The 22,875-nt window shown below is 30.6% G+C and carries 22 protein-coding genes; 11 read left to right on the forward strand and 11 right to left on the reverse strand.

The window, feature by feature from the left end:
- Positions 1–23 precede the first annotated feature (23 nt).
- Positions 24–926: a DUF5050 domain-containing protein gene (locus NNL09_RS20665; RefSeq protein WP_025665699.1), complete on the reverse strand. Its 903-nt coding sequence runs from the start codon at positions 924–926 to the stop codon at positions 24–26.
- A gap of 320 nt (positions 927–1,246) precedes the next feature.
- Here NNL09_RS20665 and NNL09_RS20670 point away from each other — a divergent pair, with 320 nt between their 5' ends.
- Complete coding sequence (locus NNL09_RS20670; protein ID WP_160170097.1) at positions 1,247–2,227, forward strand: sensor histidine kinase; 981 nt, start codon at positions 1,247–1,249, stop codon at positions 2,225–2,227.
- Between the two features lie 16 nt (positions 2,228–2,243).
- Positions 2,244–2,936, forward strand: coding sequence for a LytTR family DNA-binding domain-containing protein (locus NNL09_RS20675; protein WP_231389105.1), 693 nt, complete (start codon positions 2,244–2,246; stop codon positions 2,934–2,936).
- 92 nt (positions 2,937–3,028) lie between these two features.
- On the opposite strand, the gene NNL09_RS20680 is transcribed toward NNL09_RS20675, so the two are convergent.
- The 4 genes from NNL09_RS20680 to NNL09_RS20695 all read right to left on the reverse strand — a co-directional run bounded on the left by NNL09_RS20680 (position 3,029) and on the right by NNL09_RS20695 (position 6,764).
- Entirely contained in the window at positions 3,029–3,709 is a 681-nt protein-coding gene (locus NNL09_RS20680; RefSeq protein WP_025665696.1) for a CPBP family intramembrane glutamic endopeptidase, read from the reverse strand.
- Positions 3,710–3,719: 10 nt separating this feature from the next.
- Positions 3,720–5,150, reverse strand: coding sequence for a serine hydrolase (locus NNL09_RS20685; protein ID WP_196910066.1), 1,431 nt, complete (start codon positions 5,148–5,150; stop codon positions 3,720–3,722).
- A gap of 109 nt (positions 5,151–5,259) precedes the next feature.
- Positions 5,260–5,970, reverse strand: a complete 711-nt coding sequence (locus tag NNL09_RS20690) for a LytTR family DNA-binding domain-containing protein (protein ID WP_196910065.1) — start codon at positions 5,968–5,970, stop codon at positions 5,260–5,262.
- The gene (locus NNL09_RS20695) at positions 5,967–6,764 is read right to left on the reverse strand and encodes a sensor histidine kinase (protein WP_196910064.1); all 798 of its coding nucleotides are present in this window, start codon (positions 6,762–6,764) and stop codon (positions 5,967–5,969) included. Before NNL09_RS20695 ends, NNL09_RS20690 begins: the two co-directional genes overlap by 4 nt.
- Positions 6,765–7,239: 475 nt before the next feature.
- Here NNL09_RS20695 and NNL09_RS20700 point away from each other — a divergent pair, with 475 nt between their 5' ends.
- From NNL09_RS20700 to NNL09_RS20715, 4 genes are all read left to right on the forward strand, one after another.
- Complete coding sequence (locus tag NNL09_RS20700; RefSeq protein ID WP_196910063.1) at positions 7,240–7,809, forward strand: Crp/Fnr family transcriptional regulator; 570 nt, start codon at positions 7,240–7,242, stop codon at positions 7,807–7,809.
- A 76-nt stretch (positions 7,810–7,885) separates the two neighbouring features.
- Positions 7,886–8,599, forward strand: a complete 714-nt coding sequence (locus NNL09_RS20705; protein ID WP_196910062.1) for a VOC family protein — start codon at positions 7,886–7,888, stop codon at positions 8,597–8,599.
- A gap of 49 nt (positions 8,600–8,648) precedes the next feature.
- A complete protein-coding gene (locus tag NNL09_RS20710; protein WP_196910061.1) occupies positions 8,649–9,206 on the forward strand; it encodes a hypothetical protein in 558 nt (185 codons plus the stop codon).
- 3 nt (positions 9,207–9,209) lie between these two features.
- Positions 9,210–10,091, forward strand: a complete 882-nt coding sequence (locus tag NNL09_RS20715; RefSeq protein WP_025665689.1) for a sterol desaturase family protein — start codon at positions 9,210–9,212, stop codon at positions 10,089–10,091.
- Positions 10,092–10,131: 40 nt separating this feature from the next.
- Here the strand turns inward: NNL09_RS20715 and NNL09_RS20720 are convergent, their stop codons facing one another.
- A complete protein-coding gene (locus NNL09_RS20720) occupies positions 10,132–11,025 on the reverse strand; it encodes a carbohydrate kinase family protein (protein ID WP_196910060.1) in 894 nt (297 codons plus the stop codon).
- A complete protein-coding gene (locus NNL09_RS20725) occupies positions 11,025–12,869 on the reverse strand; it encodes a glycoside hydrolase family 13 protein (RefSeq protein ID WP_196910059.1) in 1,845 nt (614 codons plus the stop codon). The genes NNL09_RS20720 and NNL09_RS20725 overlap by 1 nt, the downstream gene beginning before the upstream one ends.
- A 617-nt stretch (positions 12,870–13,486) precedes the next feature.
- On the opposite strand from NNL09_RS20725, the gene NNL09_RS20730 reads away from it, so the two are divergent.
- Positions 13,487–13,927: a LytTR family DNA-binding domain-containing protein gene (locus NNL09_RS20730; RefSeq protein ID WP_160170095.1), complete on the forward strand. Its 441-nt coding sequence runs from the start codon at positions 13,487–13,489 to the stop codon at positions 13,925–13,927.
- 126 nt (positions 13,928–14,053) lie between these two features.
- Here NNL09_RS20730 and NNL09_RS20735 read toward each other — a convergent pair whose 3' ends face one another.
- A complete protein-coding gene (locus NNL09_RS20735; protein ID WP_196910058.1) occupies positions 14,054–14,761 on the reverse strand; it encodes a LytTR family DNA-binding domain-containing protein in 708 nt (235 codons plus the stop codon).
- A gap of 7 nt (positions 14,762–14,768) precedes the next feature.
- Positions 14,769–15,782 (reverse strand): sensor histidine kinase, encoded by a 1,014-nt coding sequence (locus NNL09_RS20740; RefSeq protein WP_196910057.1) that lies wholly within the window; start codon positions 15,780–15,782, stop codon positions 14,769–14,771.
- Between the two features lie 197 nt (positions 15,783–15,979).
- Here NNL09_RS20740 and NNL09_RS20745 point away from each other — a divergent pair, with 197 nt between their 5' ends.
- The 4 genes from NNL09_RS20745 to NNL09_RS20760 are packed head-to-tail and all read left to right on the forward strand — an operon-like array spanning position 15,980 to position 20,564.
- Positions 15,980–18,349, forward strand: coding sequence for an outer membrane beta-barrel family protein (locus NNL09_RS20745; protein ID WP_196910056.1), 2,370 nt, complete (start codon positions 15,980–15,982; stop codon positions 18,347–18,349).
- A gap of 24 nt (positions 18,350–18,373) precedes the next feature.
- Complete coding sequence (locus tag NNL09_RS20750; RefSeq protein ID WP_025665683.1) at positions 18,374–18,934, forward strand: YceI family protein; 561 nt, start codon at positions 18,374–18,376, stop codon at positions 18,932–18,934.
- Positions 18,935–18,936: 2 nt separating this feature from the next.
- A complete protein-coding gene (locus tag NNL09_RS20755; protein ID WP_025665682.1) occupies positions 18,937–19,494 on the forward strand; it encodes a PepSY-associated TM helix domain-containing protein in 558 nt (185 codons plus the stop codon).
- A gap of 11 nt (positions 19,495–19,505) precedes the next feature.
- Positions 19,506–20,564 (forward strand): DUF3500 domain-containing protein, encoded by a 1,059-nt coding sequence (locus NNL09_RS20760; RefSeq protein ID WP_196910055.1) that lies wholly within the window; start codon positions 19,506–19,508, stop codon positions 20,562–20,564.
- 77 nt (positions 20,565–20,641) lie between these two features.
- Here NNL09_RS20760 and NNL09_RS20765 read toward each other — a convergent pair whose 3' ends face one another.
- Complete coding sequence (locus tag NNL09_RS20765) at positions 20,642–21,865, reverse strand: MalY/PatB family protein (protein ID WP_196910054.1); 1,224 nt, start codon at positions 21,863–21,865, stop codon at positions 20,642–20,644.
- Between the two features lie 24 nt (positions 21,866–21,889).
- The gene (locus tag NNL09_RS20770; RefSeq protein ID WP_196910053.1) at positions 21,890–22,789 is read right to left on the reverse strand and encodes a phosphatase PAP2 family protein; all 900 of its coding nucleotides are present in this window, start codon (positions 22,787–22,789) and stop codon (positions 21,890–21,892) included.
- Positions 22,790–22,875: the final 86 nt, after the last annotated feature.

Below are 22,875 nucleotides of genomic sequence, written 5' to 3' on the forward strand. Positions count from 1 at the left end.
CGTTTAATCTTACACAACCACTGTTATTTTCGTGTTTTTAACCAAACTGCACCAAAAGCGTTATTTATAAATTTTTCTACCGAGGAACCATCGTTGTTCATCATATAGACATGTTTTTCTCCATTCTCATCTGTGGATTGGAAAATTATTTTAGAACCATCAGGAGACCAGGAAGGATTCCAATCATCAACATCATTATTTGTTAATCGTTTTTGATTGGAGCCATCTATATTCATTACATAAATTTCATGATTTCCATCTCTATTAGACATAAAAACGATTTGTTTACCATCTGCAGAAACTTCAGGATGCAAATCTTTAGCTTTATTATTGGTTAACTTAGTTATATTGCTGCCATCAATATTGGCTATGCAAATTTCTTCACTATTGGAATGATAGATGGAATGAAAGACGAGTTTCCCTTCTTGAGTAAAATATGGTCCTCCACCATTCAGTGGTTTTATTTGAGCTTGTTCACTACCATTTGAATTCATAATCCAAAGTTCTGCCCTCCAAACTTCTGCCGAATCTTGATAATCTCTTGCAAAAACAATTTTTTTTCCATCAGGAGACCACGTAGGAGAATTATCCCATTTGTTTTTTGCATGCGTTAATCGTTTCATGTTCGTACCATCACTATTCATAGTATGAATAGACCATGTGTTTCCTCTATCGTAATAGCCATAAGAAGCGATACGTTTTCCATCAGGAGACCAAGCTATATAGCCATCTCTCCCAGAGCGATTAGTGATTCTAGTTTTTGATTCAGCTTTACTATCGATCAGGTAAATTTCTGAATCACCGGTTTCTTTTGATGCATAAGCAATCGTATAGGATATGGATTCCGATTTTTTATTGTTCTGACTATAACCAACCAAAAGAGAAAGGAAAGGTAAAAGGATGCTGATAGTTTTTATATACTTCATATTCTTACTTTTTAATAATAATTGATGTAATATCCTTAAACAAACGTATCGAATAGGATTAGTAAAAAATTGTAAAATAGACAAACGATACTTTCAAACTGAAATAAACCTATTTGTAACGGAAAATATTCTTAATCCGTAAAAAGCATGAGTTGGGCAATAGATTATCTGGATTGGTCTTTTTTAAAGGGATACTAGATTCATATTTTATATATTTATACACTATGATAAAAAGAAAGAACTTAATAGATTGGATCTTTCAGAATAGAGTCGTTTCACACCTCATATTTTGGATTTTATTGTTTATAAGTTTACCCATATTGGCAGCATTAAATGATGGAAGCGTTGAAAAGACTGTAAACGCTAGTTTGAGTTTTTTACCTGCTCAATTATTAGCAAGTTATTTTTTAGTCTATTATCAGGTACCCAAACTTCTATTTAAAAAGAAGTATCTTAAGTTTGGATTCTCTTTTTTGATATCTGTATATGTATTTTTAGTTATTTCAAAGCTTTCAAGTATGTACTTGACTAAATTTTTTATTCCTAAATATTACAAGGAGGAAAGCTTGATAGAAATAATATCCGATCCATTTCACTTGGCTGTAGTGCATTTTCCGTCGGTCTATGTATTTGTTTTTTTAATGCTAATGACTAAGATAGTTAAAGACCGCTTTGAAGAACGTCATCAACTAGAAGTTTTACAAAAAGAAAAAGCAAATACCGAACTTAAATTTTTAAAAGCGCAAACAAATCCGCATTTTTTGTTCAATACGTTAAATAATTTGTATTCATTAACATTAGATCGATCTGAAAAAGCCCCTGAAGTTGTTTTGAAACTATCAGACATGCTAGATTATATGCTTTATCGGTGTAAAGATGCTGAAGTTCCATTAAAAAAAGAAATTGCTTTTATACAGGATTACATAGATTTAGAATCCCTACGTTATGGCAATAAATTAACATTGAACTTTACATACCATCTTCATTCTCCCACCGTAATGATAGCACCCTTAATCCTGATATCATTTATCGAAAACGCCTTTAAACACGGTGCGAGTAATAATCTCAAGGATTCGGTAATTAAAATTGAATTAACCACAAACCAAGATCAACTATGCTTTAAAGTTTTTAATACGCTACCCGAAAACAGACAATACGACACGAAAAATGAATCACATTCTGGAATTGGATTTTCTAATGCTCAAAGACAATTAGAACTGAACTATAAAAATAACTATGACCTGAAAAGCACCCAAACAGACAATGATTTTCAGGTAGTATTAACTATTAATTTACAATAATATGGGAATAAAATGTATGGTCGTAGATGATGAGCCGCTAGCCATTAGAGTGCTTGAAAAACACATAATGGAAATACCAGACCTTGAACTTGTAGCAACATTTGATAACCCTATAACCGCTGGACATTTTCTTCAAAATACTACTATAGACCTTTTATTTCTAGATATCCAAATGCCTGTAGTTACAGGTATCGATTTTATAAAAAATACGAGGATACAACCAAAAGTTATCTTAACAACAGCTTACCGAGAATACGCTTTAGAAGGGTATGAACTGGATATTATTGATTATTTATTAAAGCCAATATCTTTTATTCGGTTTTATAAATCTATCAATAAATACAAGGCATTGAATACAACACCTCCATCCACCTCCCAAGAATCATCAGAGGTCGATAAGACATTAGATCACTTCTTTGTTAATTCAAACAAAAGGATGATTAGAATAGAGTTTAACGACATTCTGTTTATAGACAGCATTAAAGACTATGTGAGAATACATACTGCAAACGACATCATAATTACAAAAGATAAAATAAGTTCTTTTGTTCAAAAGCTACCTTCTTATTTTTTGAGGGTTCATCGTTCCTATATTATTAACACTAGAAAAATTGCTTCTTTAACTGCAAAAGATGTTGTTTTACTTGGCGGTATGGAAATTCCGATTGGTGCTTCCTATAAAGAAATTATTAAATCGATTAAGAATTGAGAGCGCTCGACTGTTAATTGTCACACTCCTATCCTTTCGACAGTACTTCAACATTTCGGTAGGCTCAGTGTGCAACCCAGGAATCATATCGTTTATATCATAGACATAGTATTCATAGCGCAATGCGCTATGATCACAGGCCATAAATTTCTATTGAGTTTCACATAAGCGATCCCCATAATAATTCCGATTAGTGCTACCGATATAGAACGTTCAGAGATATCATACGAGTGTCTAAAACCCCAAATACAAGCTTGTATTATAATCGCAATTGTGGTCCTAAATTTTAAATTTGAAAACAAACCTTCTATCCAGGTAATTAAGAAACCTCGTTCTAGTAATTCTTCAAGTGCAGATTGTAACCATACAAAAAGAATAACAGAAAAAAAATAGCCGTAATCTCCATTACGAAGTGAGTAACCTGTATTGGTTCCTTTTACGGCATCACTACTTTCTTTAACAACCAAAAACGAATCTTGTATTAGATTAAAAATAAGAAGTACTCCAATTATGATAGCAGTTATTATTCCTGCTTTTAAAAATGTTTTAGTAATGTTTTTAGGCCTTATAAGTCCCAAAGATTTCCATGTAACTCCTCTCCTTCTCATTTGCCATGTTGCAACTAATAAAGTGGTACCAGAATATAAAAACCCTGTAACTAAATAGTGCGTATTAGGAATTGAGGTTTTCCTAATCAAAAACATGATTGCAATGTAAATAATGAGATCAAAGAGAAAACTAAGTTGGTTGTTTTCTTTTATATTATTTTTCATGCTTTTAATTCTATTGTAACTTTTCTTTAAATCGATTTAGAGTATTCGTAAACGAATTTAGCAGCCTATGAGATTGCTTTTTAGCTACTTCTACCGCTTTTTCGTAGCTTTTTAAAGCTAAATCGAATTGTTCATTATTCTCGTAAGCTTCACCTAAACTATCATACATATTTGCTTCATCTGGAAATAAATGCACATTTAGCTTAAATAATTTTATAGCAAATTCAGTATTTTTTTCTCTCATAAACTCATAAGCAATAAGATTTAAACGTTGTGGATGATTAAGAGAATAGTTGTGTATTTTCACAAAGTTCTCAATATCTTTTAAGTCATTGAAATTGTTGATTTTAGCTTTGTTACTGTAAATAAAAAAGCGTAATCTCTCTTTTGGCAATTGGTATTTTTTATTATATAAGATATCCTCTATATAGTATACAATGTTTCTAGATATCATATCGTAGTTAGATAAAGCAATTATGGTGTATTTGTCATCTAAATATCTTGAAAAATATGACGAAAACCCTGGTAATCCTCCACCATGACCTACTACTCTATTATTATTTTTATTTTCTACCTGAAATGCCAAACCGTAAGTTATTTTTGGTATAACATTGGTAAATAATTTCTTTTTAGAATTTTCATTAATTAGAAGTGAAGTGTATAATGCTTGGTCAAATTTCAACATATCTTTAACTGTAGATAATATTCCTCCATCAGATTGTGGTGAACTATTTGTATATATCGTATTTGTATACTTACCAGATATTGACTTTAAATAACCTAATGCTCTATTTTCGACAACATCATCCCAAAATCTCATTTGCGTATTGTACATTTTAGCAGGAATAAAGATATTCTGAGTAATAAATTCTGAATAAGACTGTCCCGAAATTTTTTCAATAATTGCACCTAACACAACCATTCCAGAATTAGAATATGCAAATTTTTTTCCTGGAATATCAAACTCTAATTTTTGTTCATAAATAAAAGGTATTATATCATTGATTACGTAACGTTTCCCTCTATTTGCTCTATACACTTTGTGCCGCATGTAATTGCTTAAACCTGAAGTATGAGACAATAAATGATGAATAGTTATTTTATTGCCAAATGGAAAATCTTTCAGGTATTTTACAACCGGATCATTAATATTTAATTTCCCTCGTTCTTCTAATTGCATAATGGAAACACCGGTAAACATTTTTCCCATTGAGGCAATATTAAACTTTGTATCTATATTGTTTTTTATTTGATAGCTTTTATTCGCATCGCCAAAAGCTTTTTGATATAAAATTTTGCCCTCTTTTGCCAGCAAAACAGTTCCGGAAAATTGATCAAGCTCAACATGCTTTTGCATCATTTCCTCTATCTTGTCGTTTATTGTTTGTGCCTGTAAACTTGATACAAAACAAATTATTAAAAATGTAATTACTTTAATCATTGATATATAGTTTTATATGTATACATCAAAATTGATTAAACGTAAGAACTTATTAAAACGAAATAGATAGTTACAATGCAATTCTAGACAAACAAGAGGATTTTATCTATTAAGTAAAATCGGTATTAATGAATCTTTGAAAATCTTTTCTGTATTTTTCTGAAACTGGAATGTATTTATCTCCAAATACAATACGATTACGTTCTATAGTCGTTATCATCTTTAAATTAACAAGAAAAGAACGATGTACACGCATAAAGCTTTTTTTAGACAACTCTTCTGCTAAAGATTTCATGCTTTTTAAAGTAAGGATTGGCTTTTCAGAATTAACTGTGTAGAGTTTTAAATAATCTTTTAAACCTTCAACATAAATTAAATCTTTTAAATTTATCTTAATTAACTTATAATCCGACTTTACAAAAATATAATCCTCTATATAATTTGTTTGATTTGAGTTGTTAGGCAATAACTGTTTTGCCTTATTCGCAGCAGAGAAAAACTCGGGATAACTAATTGGTTTTACTAAATAATCAATAGCATTAACTTTATAACTTTCGAGTGCAAATTCTTCGAATGCGGTTGTAAAAATAACTTTAGTGTTTTTGTTTAAAAGTAGTTTAGAGAATTCAATACCAGATAGGTTAGGCATTTGTATGTCTGTAAAAATCAAATCAACCGATTTGTGTTCTATAATTTCCATTGCAGCAATAGCACTATTGCATTTAGCTATCAATTTTAAAAAAGGTGTAGATTTTACATAACCTTCTAATAAATTAAGAGCCAAAGGCTCGTCATCAATTAAAACACAAGAAAGTATCATTTTTTAAAATTAAGGATTAATGTTGCAATATATTCGTTGTTTTCCTCTCTGGTGGTTAATTTAAACTTGTTGGGATACAATAGTTCTAATCGTTTTTTTAAGTTCTCTAATCCAATTCCAGAGTCGGTAACTTTTTCTTTTTCGGGAAAAGAAGAATTAGTAACAGCATAATTAATACAATCATTTTCTATTGTTAAATCAATATAAATAAAACTTGGCTGTATAGCATCTATCCCATGTTTAAAAGCGTTTTCTACAAAAGAAATAAGAAGCAATGGAGCAATTTGTATAGGTTGATTAATTATAGGAAAACTCTTTTTTAACGTTAGATTAGCAGATACTCGCAATTGCATTAAATCTATGTAACGTTCTAGAAATTCTATTTCTTTTACAATAGGAACTTTATTGATTGATGCGTCGTGTAATAGATAACGCATCAGTTTGCTTAAGGTGTGTATTGATTCTTTGGCCAAAAAAGGAGAGCTATCAATTAATGCATAAATATTGTTTAAGGTATTAAAGAGAAAATGTGGCTGAACTTGATACTTTAAATATTTAATTTCAGTATCTAATTGTGTTTGTTTTACTTGTTGTAATAATAATCTATTTTCATTAAATCTTGAATTTACTTTTAAACCAACACACATGCCAATACTTAAAATTATAGGTAGCATTAATTGAACAGTAGTCATAGCACCACTTCTTACTTCTCGAATCAACTCTCCATTAACTGTTGGGTGAAATACATTAAATCGCAACAGTTTTTTTAATAATACATAGAGTATAACAATCAAAAAAATATTTAGAATATAAAACAATACCTTTTTATTTTTAAAAAAAAGTAGATCTACTAACACAAAGTAATTGATATAAAAAACAAGAAAAATGCTTGAAATAGACAGCCAATTTCTATTAATAAGATATTGCCCATTTGGAATATGATTTAATGAAGCTATTGGATATATAAATACAACGAGCCATAAAAAACTGTGTAATATTATTTTTAAATAACCTTTCTGCATACCATTTTGATAAAAAACTAAGGTAAGCTAAACAAGATAAATATTTGTAATTATATAGACGGTCTTTCTATTTTTATAGACGATTATTATAATTCTATCTATATCATTCCACGCAGATTATACTCCTCTCCTATTTTTTTAGTCAAAATTGCACGAACCCAAAAACACCATTATGTATATTTGTAAATGAGCATAAGAGTGTTAGCAAAAAATATAACTTGTATAAACCTCAAATGTCTTTTTTAGTATGGAGAAACCAGTAATTGAGTTTATCAAACACATAAGGCAATATAGTACACTCTCAAACGAAGCAGAAAACGCTATTGTAGCACTAGCTCGTAATGAGACTTTAGCTAAAGGTACCATCTTAAGCAAAGAAGGAAAAACATGTAAACACCTCTATTTTTTAAAAAGTGGCACAGTTCGCACTTATTTTTATCAAGACGGAAAAGATATTACACATTGGATTTATCCAAAAAACAATATGGTAACTTCTTGGCATAGTTATCTTTCGCAAACACCATCAAAAGATTATATCGAAACTACCGAAATCAGCGAGGTTATTTCATTAACCTATACTCAATGGCAGGAATTATATACCACTTTTCCGGAGTTAGAACGTTTTGGACGCCTACTCATAGAAGAACAAATGGCATTGATAGATGATTTTTATAAAGGCTATTATTTTTTATCGGCCAAAGAAAAGTACCAATTATTAATAAAAGCAATTCCTAATATAACGCAAATTGCCAATTTAGGACATATCGCTTCAATGTTAGGTATAAGTCAAGAAACATTAAGTAGAGCTCGAAAGTAGATTTTGACATAAGTCAAAAATAACACTAAACACTCTGATTAGTTTTGCCTCATAATCTTCATAAACCAATTACAATATGAATACTAATAATTTTATTTGGGCAGACTTATCCAGTTACAATCCTGATAAAGCAAAGCAGTTTTATGAAGCTGTTTTTGGTTGGAAATACTACAGTACCGATAATTATTTAATTGCGTATAACGATAAAAAAGAAACTGTTGGTTTGTACCAAACACCGCAGAAGTTTCAAGATATGAAAATGCCATCTTTTTGGATGTCCTATATTCAAGTAGACAGCGTTACAGAAACTATAGAAAAAGCACGTAAACTAGGTGGAATTATAGAACTGGTAGATACCAAAAATTCTATTGGTAGCATCGCTTTAATACGTGATACATTAGGCGCAGGGTTTACTGTCTATGAAGGCAATGCATTGAATTCGAGAACTAAAAATAAAGAAAACACTTTAATTTTTAACGAATTACACGTATCCGACACCCAAAAATCGATTTTATTTTATAAACAGCTTTTTAATTGGAAATTTCAAAAAGTGGATGAGAATAGCTTCGAGATTTATAACTTAAAAAACGATCATATAGCAACTATTAGTGAAATACCTAACAGTATAAAAAGTAAATACGAATATTGGGTATGTACATTTGGTGTAAAAGACCTGAAACAATCACAAAAAACCATTGAAGCAAACGACGGAAACCTAATTTTTAATGAAGGTAACCGGCTATTATGTTCTGATGGATCCGAAGCATTCTTCTACATACAAAAAATATAACTTCTTACGAGGAAGAACAAAGTAAAAACCAGTATTAAAAACATAAAAAATGAAAAATTCAATAGTACTGTTCAGAAGTTTAGCTGTGGTTATCCTACTTGCTGGTAGTGCACACTTAGTAAGCTATGCTTCACAAAGTTCAAACTATACGTCTGGAACTGATTTAGAAGAAAACACTATTTCTCAATTTCCAGATGAGAAAAAACAATCTATAGAAAATGAAGATGATAATAAAAAAACTTCTAATGCTTCTGTAAACCATTATAATGAAGAGACAGATTATATTATTGGTAATTGGAAAGTAACTTATCACTCAAAAGAATTTAGAGGCGCGATAGTGTATACTATTAAAAAAGAAGGCAATGTATTTAATGCCTATACTTACCAATATGAAGATGAAAGTGGAAATAGCGAAAAAGCAAAAGGCACAAAAACACTCATTATAAAATCATTCGATGGTTACAAGGGAAAAGGGATCTATACCATTGAACATGAAAAACAAATATATGATATCGATTGTACCATTGATATGGTTGATGAAAATACTTTTAAGCTAAGCTATGACTATTATGGTTATGGTGATGTAGAAACTTGGAAAAGGCAATAAATTATGATTGAATTTTTATCAAAACAACTAAGCTGGATTGATGTTAATTACTGGTTTTATCTCATTAACGATTTAAGTTTACTGTACATCATCATTCCGTTTTTTGTATTAGAATTAATTCGTTATGCATGGCAAAAACGCTTAAACAAAAACCTTGTTTTTGATAGTATTGCTAATATAATTACGTTTGGTGCATTTCTCCTTATTGAAATTATCCTTGGAGTTTTAGCGATAACCAAACTTTATTATTGGTTATATAACAATGCTAGTTTACCACATTTAGAATTAAATTGGGCAACAATTATTTCTTGCATAGTATTAGCAGATTTTGCTTACTATTGGGAACATCGTATGATGCATCGCATAGGTATTGGATGGGCAACACATACTGTACATCACAGTTCTCCACATTTTAATATGTCGGTAGCATATCGTTTTGGACCATTAGATGCTATAATGCCCATTCTTTTTTCACTTCCGTTAGTGATGTTGGGATACGATCCTATTTTAGTATTATTATCTGAAGTATTTGTACAAGTGTTTCAAACCTTATTACACACCGAAATTATTGGTAAACTCACAAAACCAGTAGAGTTTATTTTTAATACACCGTCACATCATCGTGTACATCATGGTTCAAACAGACAATATTGGGATAAAAACTATGCCGGAATTCTTATCATTTGGGATAGAATGCTAGGCACATTCGAGCCCGAAGTCGAAACTGTAAAATACGGCATTTCAGAACCATTAAATAGCACCAACCCTATAAAAGTATTTTTTCATGGAATAACTCGATTATTCAAAAAAATAGCTAGTGTTGAAGGCTTTAAAAACAAGCTTCTGGTGTTGATTAAACCACCAGATTGGATGCCAAAAAATTAAAAAACAGCCTCTTGTTTTCGTGAAAACAAGAGGCCTTTTTCTATTTAATATAATATTTTGAAAATTCTTCTTCAATAAGAATTTTACTTAATCTATTACCTGTGATCATTTCTGATTCTATACATAAGCCAGCCGTAATTGTCCCATATTGCATACACTTTTTTATATCATAACCATTAGAAAATCCATACAGAAAACCTGCAAAAAAAGAATCACCGGCACCATTTGTATTGATCATCGTATAATTTTCAATAGTTGGGACTTCAATCCATTCTTGATTTATAGTATATGCAGTTGCTCCACCTTTTCCGTGAGTACACACCACCAATTTCTTACCATTAGCAATCTGTTCTTCCATAAAAGATTTATAATCTGATAAATTATCTGAACTTAAAAAAATATAGGTAGCAGCATCAATAAAGTCTTGATGGTATTGGTTTTTACCATCATAATCATGTAAATCGGTCCAAACTTCTTTATTTAATTGTTTACAAATTGGTAAAATATTACGGCAATAATTAGCAATATTCACAACAATAAAGCTTGCTTTTAATACTTCTTTTTCAAATTTGGAATAGTCAATATCTGGTACATCCGAAGAAGAGTTCATGAATATAGAAATACGTTCTCCCTTATTATTCATAATATTTAAATGCCTTTCGGTACCTTTTATATCTATATCATTAATGAAATTTAGTGTAGGCTCTTGCAAATAAGACATTATTTTTTCTCCAAAAGAATCATTACCTATTAAAGAATGAAATGTAGTATAAAACCCTAATTTAGAAAACGCCAAAGCTTTTCCAGCACCAGTATTTCCAATAGTTTCATCAAAATCACAATTATGAATTGTTTGTGGAATAGCCTCAGGAAATTCATCTAATGTGATTACCGAATTGTATGAGGCTCCTCCTATAACAAATATGTTTTTCATTATTTACTAAGTTTAATTATGGAAGCCGAATTTGCTTTTAAATCAATTGACTTAAGGGTAGAGAAATGAGTATTTGTAATAATATCCTTTCCTTTAGAATATCCATCAAGAGCTTCTTTGTAACGCTCTAAACTATAATTTGGAATATCTTTTTTCTTATTATTTATAATAATCATCGTGCTTTCGGTATCTGTATACCTAAAATAAACATAGATATTTTCTAAAGGTTGAAAATGCTTCAATTTTCCAGAATGGATTTCTGTAGCTCCTTTACGCCAATTCAAAATTGTACTTACATAATTGTATACGCTATTTTCTTGAACTGTTCTTCCTTTATTAGTAAAAGCATTTCTTTTATCCGTCTTCCACCCTCCCGGAAAATCTTTTCGTAATTGTCCGTCAGGTTTATCACCTCCAAACAATAATTCATCACCATAATACAATTGCGGAATTCCTCTTGTGGTTAAGATAAATGCCATACTTAGTTTAAGTTTATCAATGTCTTCATCTAATAGCGTGAATAATCTCCCAACATCGTGATTTCCATTAAATATTTTATTGCTAAATGGATCTCCATACACAAAATCTTCAGCGAGTGTTTCATAGATCTTATATATATTCTCTTCTTTTCCAAATGCCTTTAACATTGCGTAATACAAGGGGTAATCACATACACTATTCACAGGAGATTTGTAACCATCGTTATTAACTCCACCATTATTCCAATATGATAATGATGACGCTTTAGCTTCCCACGTTTCTGCAACAATATAAAAGTTAGGGTATTCAGTATTAATAGTTTCTACCCATTTTGCCATTACATTTTTTTCAGGATAAGGATAGGTATCCATTCTAATACCATCTAACTGTGCATATTCTACCCACCAAATTGAATTTTGGATCATATAGGTGGCTAAAAATGGATTTTCTAAATTTAAATCGGGTAAATTAGTATCAAACCAACCTTTTGTAAATAAATCGTAATCACTTTTTGAAACATGTGGATCAGAAGCCGCAATATTGGTAAAATTACTTCGTGTAAATGTGTCCCATTGATTCAACCAATCTTTAGAAGGTAAATCATTCATCCACCAATGACCGGCTCCACAATGATTAAAAACCTGATCCATAATCATTTTCATTCCTTTTTGATGACACAAGTCAACCAAACTCAAAAAATCTGCATTATTTCCAAAACGACTATCTGTTTTATAAAAATCTGAAATTCCATAACCATGGTATGAGTATTTTGGTTGATCATTTTCTAAAAACGGATTTAACCATAAAGTCGTTACCCCTAAATTTTGAATATAATCTAAATGATTTATAACTCCTCTTATATCTCCGCCATGTCTTCCATCTTGGTTAGAACGATTTACTTTTTCAAGAGTATCTTCGGTAGAGTCATTTTTTGAATTTCCATTCGAAAAACGGTCAGGGGTTATTAAATAAATAACATCAGAGCCATCAACACTTTGAGTTGCATTGTCCCTATGCTTTTTTGTTTTTAATTCGTAGGTGTAACGTAATTCTTTATTCGTTTTTGTTTTAAAAACAATATCAAAAGAACCTTCTTTGGTTGTTTCTGCTATTGACAAATTTATAAAGAGATAGTTTTCATTTTCTAATGTAGAAATACTATGTATTAAAACCCCTTCATAATTGATACTTGGTTTTGTTTGACTAATATTTTCTCCATATACCAAAATTTGCAATTCGGGGTTTTCCATTCCGATCCACCAATTTGGAGGTTCTACTCTATTTAATGTTACACTTTGTGCACTTAATCGAATTGAAACAAAAAAGAGTAAACAAATAATAAAAATTCTAAATATAGTTTTCATTTTAGTAAAGTAAAAAATTAGATTTCTCAATATTACCAATGAAAATAACACCTCACAATCTCATTATATAAACAACCACTTCGATATACCAAACTACCAGTATTTATTAGTTTTAGTAAAGCTGAAAATCAATTCTAATGAGCTATAGATTACAATTGTTTACTTGTTTTTTGTATAAAATTGCCAGTTGTTTGTATATAATTAATGGTCATTTAGATTAATTTTTAGATTTTAGCCAAATGAAATCAAACTATACTAATTTTTCATTTTTGGGTATACAAAAAAAATCTAACAGAGTCACAAAACATCTTGGTTATTGGTTGGCATTTGTATGTTTTTTTACTTTAGTTTGGGGAACTTATGATAATGATTATTTCAGGAATTTTATGATCCAAATGTTAAGTCTTCCTGCAAGACTTATTTTGGTTTATGTGTCGTTGTATTTCTTATTTCCGGTTTTTTTTCTGAAAAAGAAATATGCGATGTTCGTCTTTCTCTATATTCTTTTATTGATTTTTGTTACTGTTTTTATTCAAAGAGTCTTATTTTTTTATGTTGTTCAACCAAATTATTTACAAAATTTTGAAGTTTCTAATTTCTTTGTTCTTACAGAAATAATGAACACACTTTTAGATGTAAATATTGCTATCATCATTCCTTTGGGGTATGTTTTTTTTAAAAGTTGGCATGCAACAAATCAAAAAACTATTGAACTAGAAAACCAACAATTACAATCTATAAAAGAAGAGGAATTTATTTATTTAAAAGTTGAAAAATCATTGCAGAAAATTTTTTTGAAGGACATAATTTTTATTGAAAGTCTTAAAAATTATGTCAAAGTAAAAACTACTAATAGAGAAATTATCGCTTATAAAGGCATTTCATCGATTGAAGAAATGTTAACCAACAAAAAATTCTTAAGAGTTCACCGTTCTTTTATTGTAAGTCTCAATTTTATTGATTCCTTTTCACCAAGTAAATTAATATTAAAAGGAATCCCTATACCTATTGGACGAAAGTATAAAGAAGAAGTTAAAGACACTTTAGGTTATTTTTAGATGTAAATTAATTCTCATTCTACACATATTTCCTTACTCTCCTATCCTCTTCAGTAATCTCAGTGTAGCAAAACCAGAAGTTATGTTGTTTTGTACAATATGTGTTATAGTTTTATCTTATGTATTCTATGAGAGACCAATTTTTCTTTCAAAATCTTCTTTATATACTCTACCTACAGGAATTCTTTCTTCTTCAATATAAATTTGGTTCCCTGATAATTTTGATATAGCTCTTATATTTATAATATATGATTTGTGTACTTGGCAAAATAATGAGTCATTAAGTTTCTCTTTCCATTGCTTTAAGGTTTCTGAACTCAGATAACTTTTATTTTTAGTTTTTACTTGAGTATAATCAGAATCCGCCGTGATAAACATTATTTCTTTTTCTGAAACCTTAAACAGATCATATCCCGATTTTATAAAAAAGAAATCTTCTTCTTTTTTTGGTACTATACTATCAGATTGAAGAGTTGTTTTAGTTTCATATGATGCTTTTGTAACTGCCTGTATAAAACGCTGAAATGAAAAGGGTTTTAAGAGATAATCAACTACATTATACTCATAACTTTCTAATGCAAATTCTGAGAAAGCTGTTGTTAAGATAGTTTTAGGTGGATTATTAATAGTCTTCAGAAAATCAATACCAGAAATTTTGGGCAAATGTATATCCAAAAAAATAAGGTCTATAGTGTTCTTTTGCAAAAAAGTTAAAGCAGTTAAAGCATCAGAAAATACACCTTTTAATTCTAATGTACCTAAATCAGCAATATATTTTTGTAGAATACGCTGTGCAGGTGGTTGATCTTCTATGATAATACACGTTTTAGACATACTTCTTTTAAGTATTTAAATATAAAGAAAGAAGCGCTTTATATCTATTATTCTCTTCTTCTATTACAAGATAATGTTTTCCGGGGTACAAAAGATTTAAACGTTTTTTTACATTCTTCAAACCAATACCTTTAGATATATTTTGATTATTTGCGTTTGGTAAAAAACTATTTTCGCAAATAAAAGTTAACTTATCGTTTTCTTCAATATCAATTTTTATATCAATAGTTATATTGTCGCTTTGACTTGCATTACTATGTTTAAAAGCGTTTTCTATAAAAACCACTAATATTAATGGAGCAATTTGATAATTCTTGGTAATCCCAGGAACATCAAAATTAACGTTTCCTCTTTCTTCAATTTGTAACTCATTAAGCTTAACAAAATTCTCAAGATGCTTGATTTCTTTTTCGAGTGAAACCAGGTCCTCTTTACAATCGTATAACATATAACGTAAAACTGATGACAATTCTAGAATTATGGAAGGAGTTTTTGGCGAATTTTCAATAGCATAAGAATATAGATTATTCAAGTTATTAAATAAGAAATGAGGATTGATCTGTGATTTCAAGAACCGCAACTCACTTTCTTGTACCGATATATGTAACTGCTCAACTTCTTTCTGTTTTTTGTTGGCATCCCATCCCAATTTGAAGCTTATCATTATAATAATTATTGGCATAATATCAATAAGTGTATAGAAAACACTTGAAATGTGCTGCCCTCGTCTTCCTGGAAAAAATATTTTTTCGAGAACAAATTCTTCTACAAAATAGACGAACATAAAAACTAAAATCAAAGAAACTGCAAGTTTGAGATACTTTTTCTTATAAAAGAAAGACGGAACTAAAACATAGCTTATAAAAAGAGAAACAAATACATAATGAATAAAGAATACTACTTTATAGAACTCTATTTCTGGATCGTGTTTATCAAAAGAATACACTATAAACAGTACAACAAAAAATACAATTTGATATATCCATTCTTTATTTTTCCAGCCTTTTATAAAATGCCTCATAACACAAAAATATAGGAATTACTATATATGCTGCTACTATTTACCGTAAGCTTCATGTATTATAAGGTAAACGACAAAAAGTTGGAGGCAAACGACCATTAAGTTGTTTAAGGTAAAAGTTTTGTAGTTCACGTGTTTTATTTTTGGTATTTATTTTGCTTTGTGAATTTTGATTTCGATTAATTAAGATTTCAAATATGAAGCGAATATTTCTAGTAGCTAATCTTTTTTTACTACTGTTTACCACTTGTATTGTAAATGCACAATCTAAAACTATCACGGGAAAAATTGTTGAAGCTACCTCACAACAACCCATTGAATTTGCTACGGTTTTAATTGCAGATAAAGCAACCCAAAAACCTATAACCGGCACTACAACTTCTGAAGATGGATCATTTGAATTTTCTACTGTAGAAAGCAACTTTATTATAGAAGTAAGTTTTATTGGTTTTCAAAAGAAAACATTTAATACATATCAGGTAAAAAAAGGAAACATAGATTTAGGAATAATACTATTAGAAGAAGATAAGGAACAATTAGACGAAGTCGTTGTTTCTGCAGAAGTATCGCAAACTGTTTTCAAGTTAGATAAACGTGTTTTCAATGTCGGAAAAGATTTGAGTAGCGCTGGTGCTAGTGCTCTAGAGGTATTGAATAATGTACCTTCGGTAAATGTTAATATCGAAGGGCAAATAAGTTTAAGAGGAAGCCAGGGAGTGCAAATGCTTGTTAACGGAAAACCATCGGTGCTTACCGATCAGGGTAGCAATGCTTTGGGAACTATTACGGCAGAAATGATAGACCGTGTTGAGGTGATTACTAATCCATCTGCGAAATATGACGCCGAAGGAACGTCGGGTATTATCAATATTGTTCTTAAAAAGGAAGAAAAACGAGGGTTAAATGGATCCATTTCTCTAAATGTAGGTACTCCCAATAGTAACAGTATTGGTGTAAGCCTTAATAAACGTACCGAAAAATTTAATCTATTTACACAATTAGGTGTTGGTCATAGAACTTTTCCTACAGAAAGGATTTCAGAGAATAATGATCTTGTAAACAATACTCAACTGCAATCTGTGGGTGATGGTGATAAAAATGAAACATTTTACAATATCCTGTTAGGAACAGATTATCACCTAAACGACAGTAATGTTTTTACACTTTCGGGAAGCTTTGCTTATGAAGTAGAAGACGAAAATTCAACAAATCTGTTTTCATTTAACGAATCTGAAGTATTAACACAAAGCTGGACAAGAACTGAAGAAACTGAGGCAACCAATCCTAAATGGCAATACGAATTTCAATACAAAAAAGATTTTAAAAATCATGAGGATCACGATCTACTCTTTAGTGCTTTGGGATCATTTTTTGGTAAAGATCAATCATCTGATTTTAAGGATAGAACGACCTTTGGTTCTCGTGAAAATCTTGATCAACAAACAGCAACCGATTTTAAAGAAGCACGCTACACCTTTAAATTAGATTATACTCGCCCTTTTGCCAAAAAATATACAATGGAGCTAGGTACTCAATATATATTAAATGATGTATCTAATGATTATCAGGTAGGGACATTAGAAAATGGAAATTTAGTAGTAGACCCTAATCTTACCAACTTATTCGATTACAATCAGAATGTACTGGGTGTTTACGGAACCTTAGGATTCGAAGGTGAAACATGGGGAATTAAAGGTGGTTTACGACTAGAGAATACCGACTTAAAAACGGTTTTGCAGAATACTAATGAACAAAACACACAAAATTATACAAACCTGTTTCCAAGCGCTCATGTATCATATAAAATTTCTGATAATATATCGCTTCAGACCGGATACTCAAAACGTGTTTACAGACCAAGATTATGGGATCTAAACCCATTCTTTAATATCAGAAATAATTTCAGTATTTCGACTGGAAATCCAAATTTACAACCCGAATTTACAGATTCGTATGAATTGACGAGTATTTTCAAAATTGGAAAAACCTCTTTTAATCTTGGCTTATACCATCATTATACCAAAGATGTAATAGAGGATGTAACTACGTTTGAGAATGGTATTAGCACTCGTTTGCCTATTAATGCAGGAACAAACAATACCAAAGGAATAGAATTTAATACCAAATACAGCCCTTTTAAATGGGGAACAATCACAGCCGATTTCAACTGGAATGCTTTTAATCGAAAAGGGAGTTTTGAAGGAAACTCTTTAGATTTTGATGGTACTCGCTGGAATTCTAGAGCTACTGCCAAAATAAAGTTACCAGCAGGTTTTGATTTTGAAGTCTCTGGCAACTACAGGTCACGTTTTAAAACCATACAAGGACAACAAGAGGAAAATCTATTTGCCAATTTAGGGTTACGAAAAAAACTTTTCAAAGGTAAAATTGTAGCCAATTTGAGTGTTAGAGATGTTTTTGAAACAAGAGTCTTTGAATTTACAACTGATCAACCTGATTTTTCTACCTATAACCGTAATCAAAGAGGTCGTTTTATCACTTTTGGCTTAAGCTATGGATTTGGTAAAGGTGAAGCCATGCAATACTCAGGCTCTCGAAGATTTTAATACATAACAAATAAATCAAATATAATGAGAACAACATTTTTGACAACTTTTTTAGTTTTAGTAACACTTACTCTTAACGCACAATCTACCTGGAAACTCGATTTAGGTCATTCATCAATCAACTTTGCAGTATCGCATTTAGTAATATCAGAAACCACAGGTTCTTTTGATCAATTCGATATTACGGCAACAACAGGAGACAATTTTAATAATCCCAAATTCGATGTTACTATTCAAACGGCAAGTATCAATACGAAAAACACACGAAGAGATGACCACCTAAAAGCCGATGATTTTTTTGGAGCTGAAAAACATCCCAATATCACATTTAAAAGTTCTTCTTTTGAGAAGACAGGAGAAAAGACCTTTGCGTTAAAAGGAAATCTTACAATCAAAGGTATTACCAAAGAAGTTTCTTTTACCGGCAAACTAAACGGAATACTCAAAAATGACCGTGGTGAAAAAGCCGGATTAAAACTAACAACAACCATCGACCGTACTGTTTTCAATGTGGGAAAACCAGGAAGTGCTTCAATAGGTGAAGAAGTTGAAGTTACTATTAATTTAGAGATGGCGAAAAGCTAAAAATGAATAAAAAGGCAAGAACATTATTAAATAGAAACCTACATAGAGATATTGGTTACTTCTATGTAGGTTTGATTATCGCTTTTTCAATTTCGGGTATTGCTTTGAATCACAGAACCAATTTTGATCCACAAGAATACACTGTAAAAACTGAAACCTTTCAAATAGAAATACCTTCTGATGATACTCAAATTACAGATGAATTTTTAAAAAAAGTAGCAAAAGAGATTTCAAAAGAAGAATATAAGGGTAACAGAAAAAGAGAAAACACTATAAGACTATATTTTGAAGATGCTTTTGCTTCTCTAGACCCTAAAACAGGTAAGGGTGAAATTGAATATGTCCAAACCATTCCTTTATTGGGGCAAATGACAATCCTACATAAAACTACGAATAAGTGGTGGATATGGTTCTCTGATATTTTTGGTGTGGCCATGCTTATTATTGCGATCACAGGTATGTTTATAGCTAAAGGGAAAAATAGCTTTAAAATACGAGGTTGGTGGCTGGCGACATTGGGTTTAATTTTTCCTTTTATATTCTTATTTTTAATTAGATAATACTAGCAATCATGAAAAAACTAACCATCTTTATCACAGTATGCGCAATGTTACCTTTTTGCAATAGTGCGCAAGAAAATAACAATGTTGTAACAAAAGATAAGAAGGTTGTTGAAACGATAACCGATGCCAAAACAAGAGTGCTTTTAAGAGCACAAAATGCTCTTAAAACTTTTGATGACCAATCAAAAGTTCTTCTTTCTTTTGAGGATAATGACAGAACCAAATGGACTAACCTTCCTTTGGGTATTGTACAACGAAAAGGAATTAGTATAGGAAATATGACCAATTCACAACGAATAGCAGTTCATAAGCTGTTATCCGAACTCCTTAGTTCTAAAGGGTACTTAAAAACTACTGGGATAATGCATTTGGATAATATTCTGGAAAAGCATTTTAACGTTCCTCACCTTAAATGGAGTCACAAGCAATATTATTTTACATTTTGGAATACGCCTAAAAAAGATACCAATTGGGGATTTAAACTTGAAGGTCATCATTTATCATTAAATTTTACATATGCCGATATGAAAATCTCTTCTACACCTCTATTCTTAGGAACAGATCCGGCAGAGGTAAGAGAAACTGAATATGCTGGTTGGCGGGTATTAGGCGAAGAAGAAGATTTAGGTTTTTTGTTTATAAACAGTCTAAACGAAACTCAAAAAAACAAAGCAGTCTTGAAAGATAAAAGAGTTCCTCGTGATATTCTTACAAATCCAGATGCTAAGCAACGCCTCACAGCATTCTGGGGAATCAAAGCTTCTGAACTAAGTAAAGAACAAAAAACACTCTTAAGAATTATTATAGAAGAATACGTTCATAACCTGGAACATAGTTTAGCTCATGACGAGATGGAAATAATTGATAACGCTGGTTTTGACAATATTCATTTCGCATGGATTGGAAATATGCAAAGAAGTGATAGTTACTATTATTTAATTCATGGCCCAACCTTTATTATAGAGTTTGACAATAGCAGAAATCATATTCATTCTATTTTTAGGAGTAAAGCAAATGACTTTGGGAGGGACATCTTAAAAGATCACCTAAAGAATAATCCACACTAAAAGCTATTTTCGAAGTACCAGATAAATATCAACTATCAAATCAAGTAATGACTACTACACAATAGTATCCAAATTAATTAACAAGAACAACAGTTGTTAGTATTAGTATTTTTATCAAAAGAAGCATCTAGACCAGTATCAATAGCCTTTTTTAACTGATAGAACGCTTGTTGAATTTTTGACAATGGTGAAGCTATATTCATACGCATAAACTGAGTATGACTTCTTTCAAACCAATCTCCTGGAGTCAAGGCTAATTTAGCTTGATGAACGACTAAATGCTTCAATGCATTATCTGATAAATGCAACGTGCTAAAATCTAACCAGATTTGATACGTCCCTTCTGGCTTATATAATGTAATCTGAGGTAATTCTGTTTCTATAAAATCAATGATCCAATTCATTGTTTTTTCGAGGTATACTAATAAATCATTCAACCACTCTTCTCCTTTGGTATAAGCAGCTATAGTAGCATTAGCAGAATATATACTGCCATGATCCAAATACAATGATCCAACGATGCTCTTAACTTGTGTATACATTTTCTTATTTGGTATATATAAATAGCCATTAGAAATACTTTGCATGCCAAATGTCTTAGCAGGAGAACCAATAACTGCAATATGTTTTTCATTATTATTTAACGAAGCTATACTATTAAACTGTGATTTTGAATACACAATATCCGAATGTATTTCATCACTGATAATTGTTACATTATATTTATTAGCAAGGTCTATTAACTTTTGTAATTCTTCTTTTTTCCATACACGACCAACAGGGTTATGTGGATTGAAAAATAAGATTGCTTTAATAATTAAAGTTTTGAGCTTACGTTCTATATCCTCAAAATCCATTTTATATTGACCATCTACAACTTTTAATTTATTGCTAACCACTTTCCTGTTTGCAGATTCAATAACCTTATAAAATTGATGATAAACGGGTGTTTGCACCATAATACTATCTCCTTTTTCCGATAGTTCTCTAATTAATAAACCTATTCCTGTGAGTACTCCAGAAACTTGCACAAATGATTTAGGGTTTAATTTTAATTGATGACGTTTAAAATTCCAATCTGAAATGGCTTTAAATACATCTTCAGTAATAAATTCGTAAGCATATATATTTCTGACTATCAATTTTTGCAAAGCGTCTTGTATTGGCTTTGCTATTTCAAAATCCATATCAGCTATCCACAAAGGCATAACATCTGTTGAGCCAAACATAGACTTTAAATAATTAGGATTACTCTTTGCAAAATTGTTTTCTATTGTATGTGTTTTATCGAAGGAACTCATTATGTTATATTTATTTTTTGTTGACTACTTCCATTCTCTTTTTGCAGCTTCAAAATCTTTTTGAAACTTATCTGTATGCCACATTAAAAGTAACATTCTATGTGCTATTTGTCTTGCGACTTCTTCATCACTTGGAAAATGAACTCCCATGATTTCTCTAGACAAACCAATTTCATAGGCTAAAGCTATAAATTCAGCTCTTTTTTCTGGTATTAGTTCACTTAACGTATACGCTTGTATATATGCCCATAGTGTGTGACCACTTGCGAAAGAAGGCGTAGGGATTTCTTGTAAGGGTTTTATATTAGAATCTAAATGATATGGTCTTGCTCGTAATAAATTAAATTTTACCGCAAACTCCAATAGTCGTGTATCTTGCATAACACTTTTTAGTAGTTTTGCTGTTTTCGGAAAACTTTTTATATCATGTTTTTCTTTAGTAACCTCTCTTACCATAAAAAACAAGTCCTGTAAATTACGTTCATAATCCTTATGAGTATTTGTGTAGTTTTTATGTGGCCAATACCCAATTCTTGCAAGTTGCAATACACGATCTATCTCTTCATTTGTTCTTTTCGCTTGTAAATCGAGTAAAAAATCAAGTTCAGCTCTTGTTTGTTCTGAACTATTGGCTGGAAAACTTACTGAGTTTGTTATAAAATCAACCTGATCAGAACTTAGATAATAAGGTTTATTTAAGGCGTATTCTATTGTAAATGACAGGTATTTTTCTGGTGGATAAACTATAGCATCCATAGCCGTATAAGCTGTTCGTTTTTCTGAGCTTAATTTCTTTAACTCTTTATAATGATTACTTATAGGTTCTATGTCGTGAATTTTGGGAAAAATAGTATTTTGACTATATAAACCTAAAGAAATACCGAATACTAAAATGATGCTTAAATTCTGTTTTAAAATATTCATAATATAAAATTATATTTTTTGATTCTTTCCTTCTATAGACGTGTAAGTCTAAAAAAGATGCAAAAAAATTACCTCATTAACATATG

This window comes from Aquimarina sp. EL_43, assembly GCF_943422735.1.
GTDB classification, from domain to species: Bacteria; Bacteroidota; Bacteroidia; order Flavobacteriales; family Flavobacteriaceae; genus Aquimarina; species Aquimarina megaterium.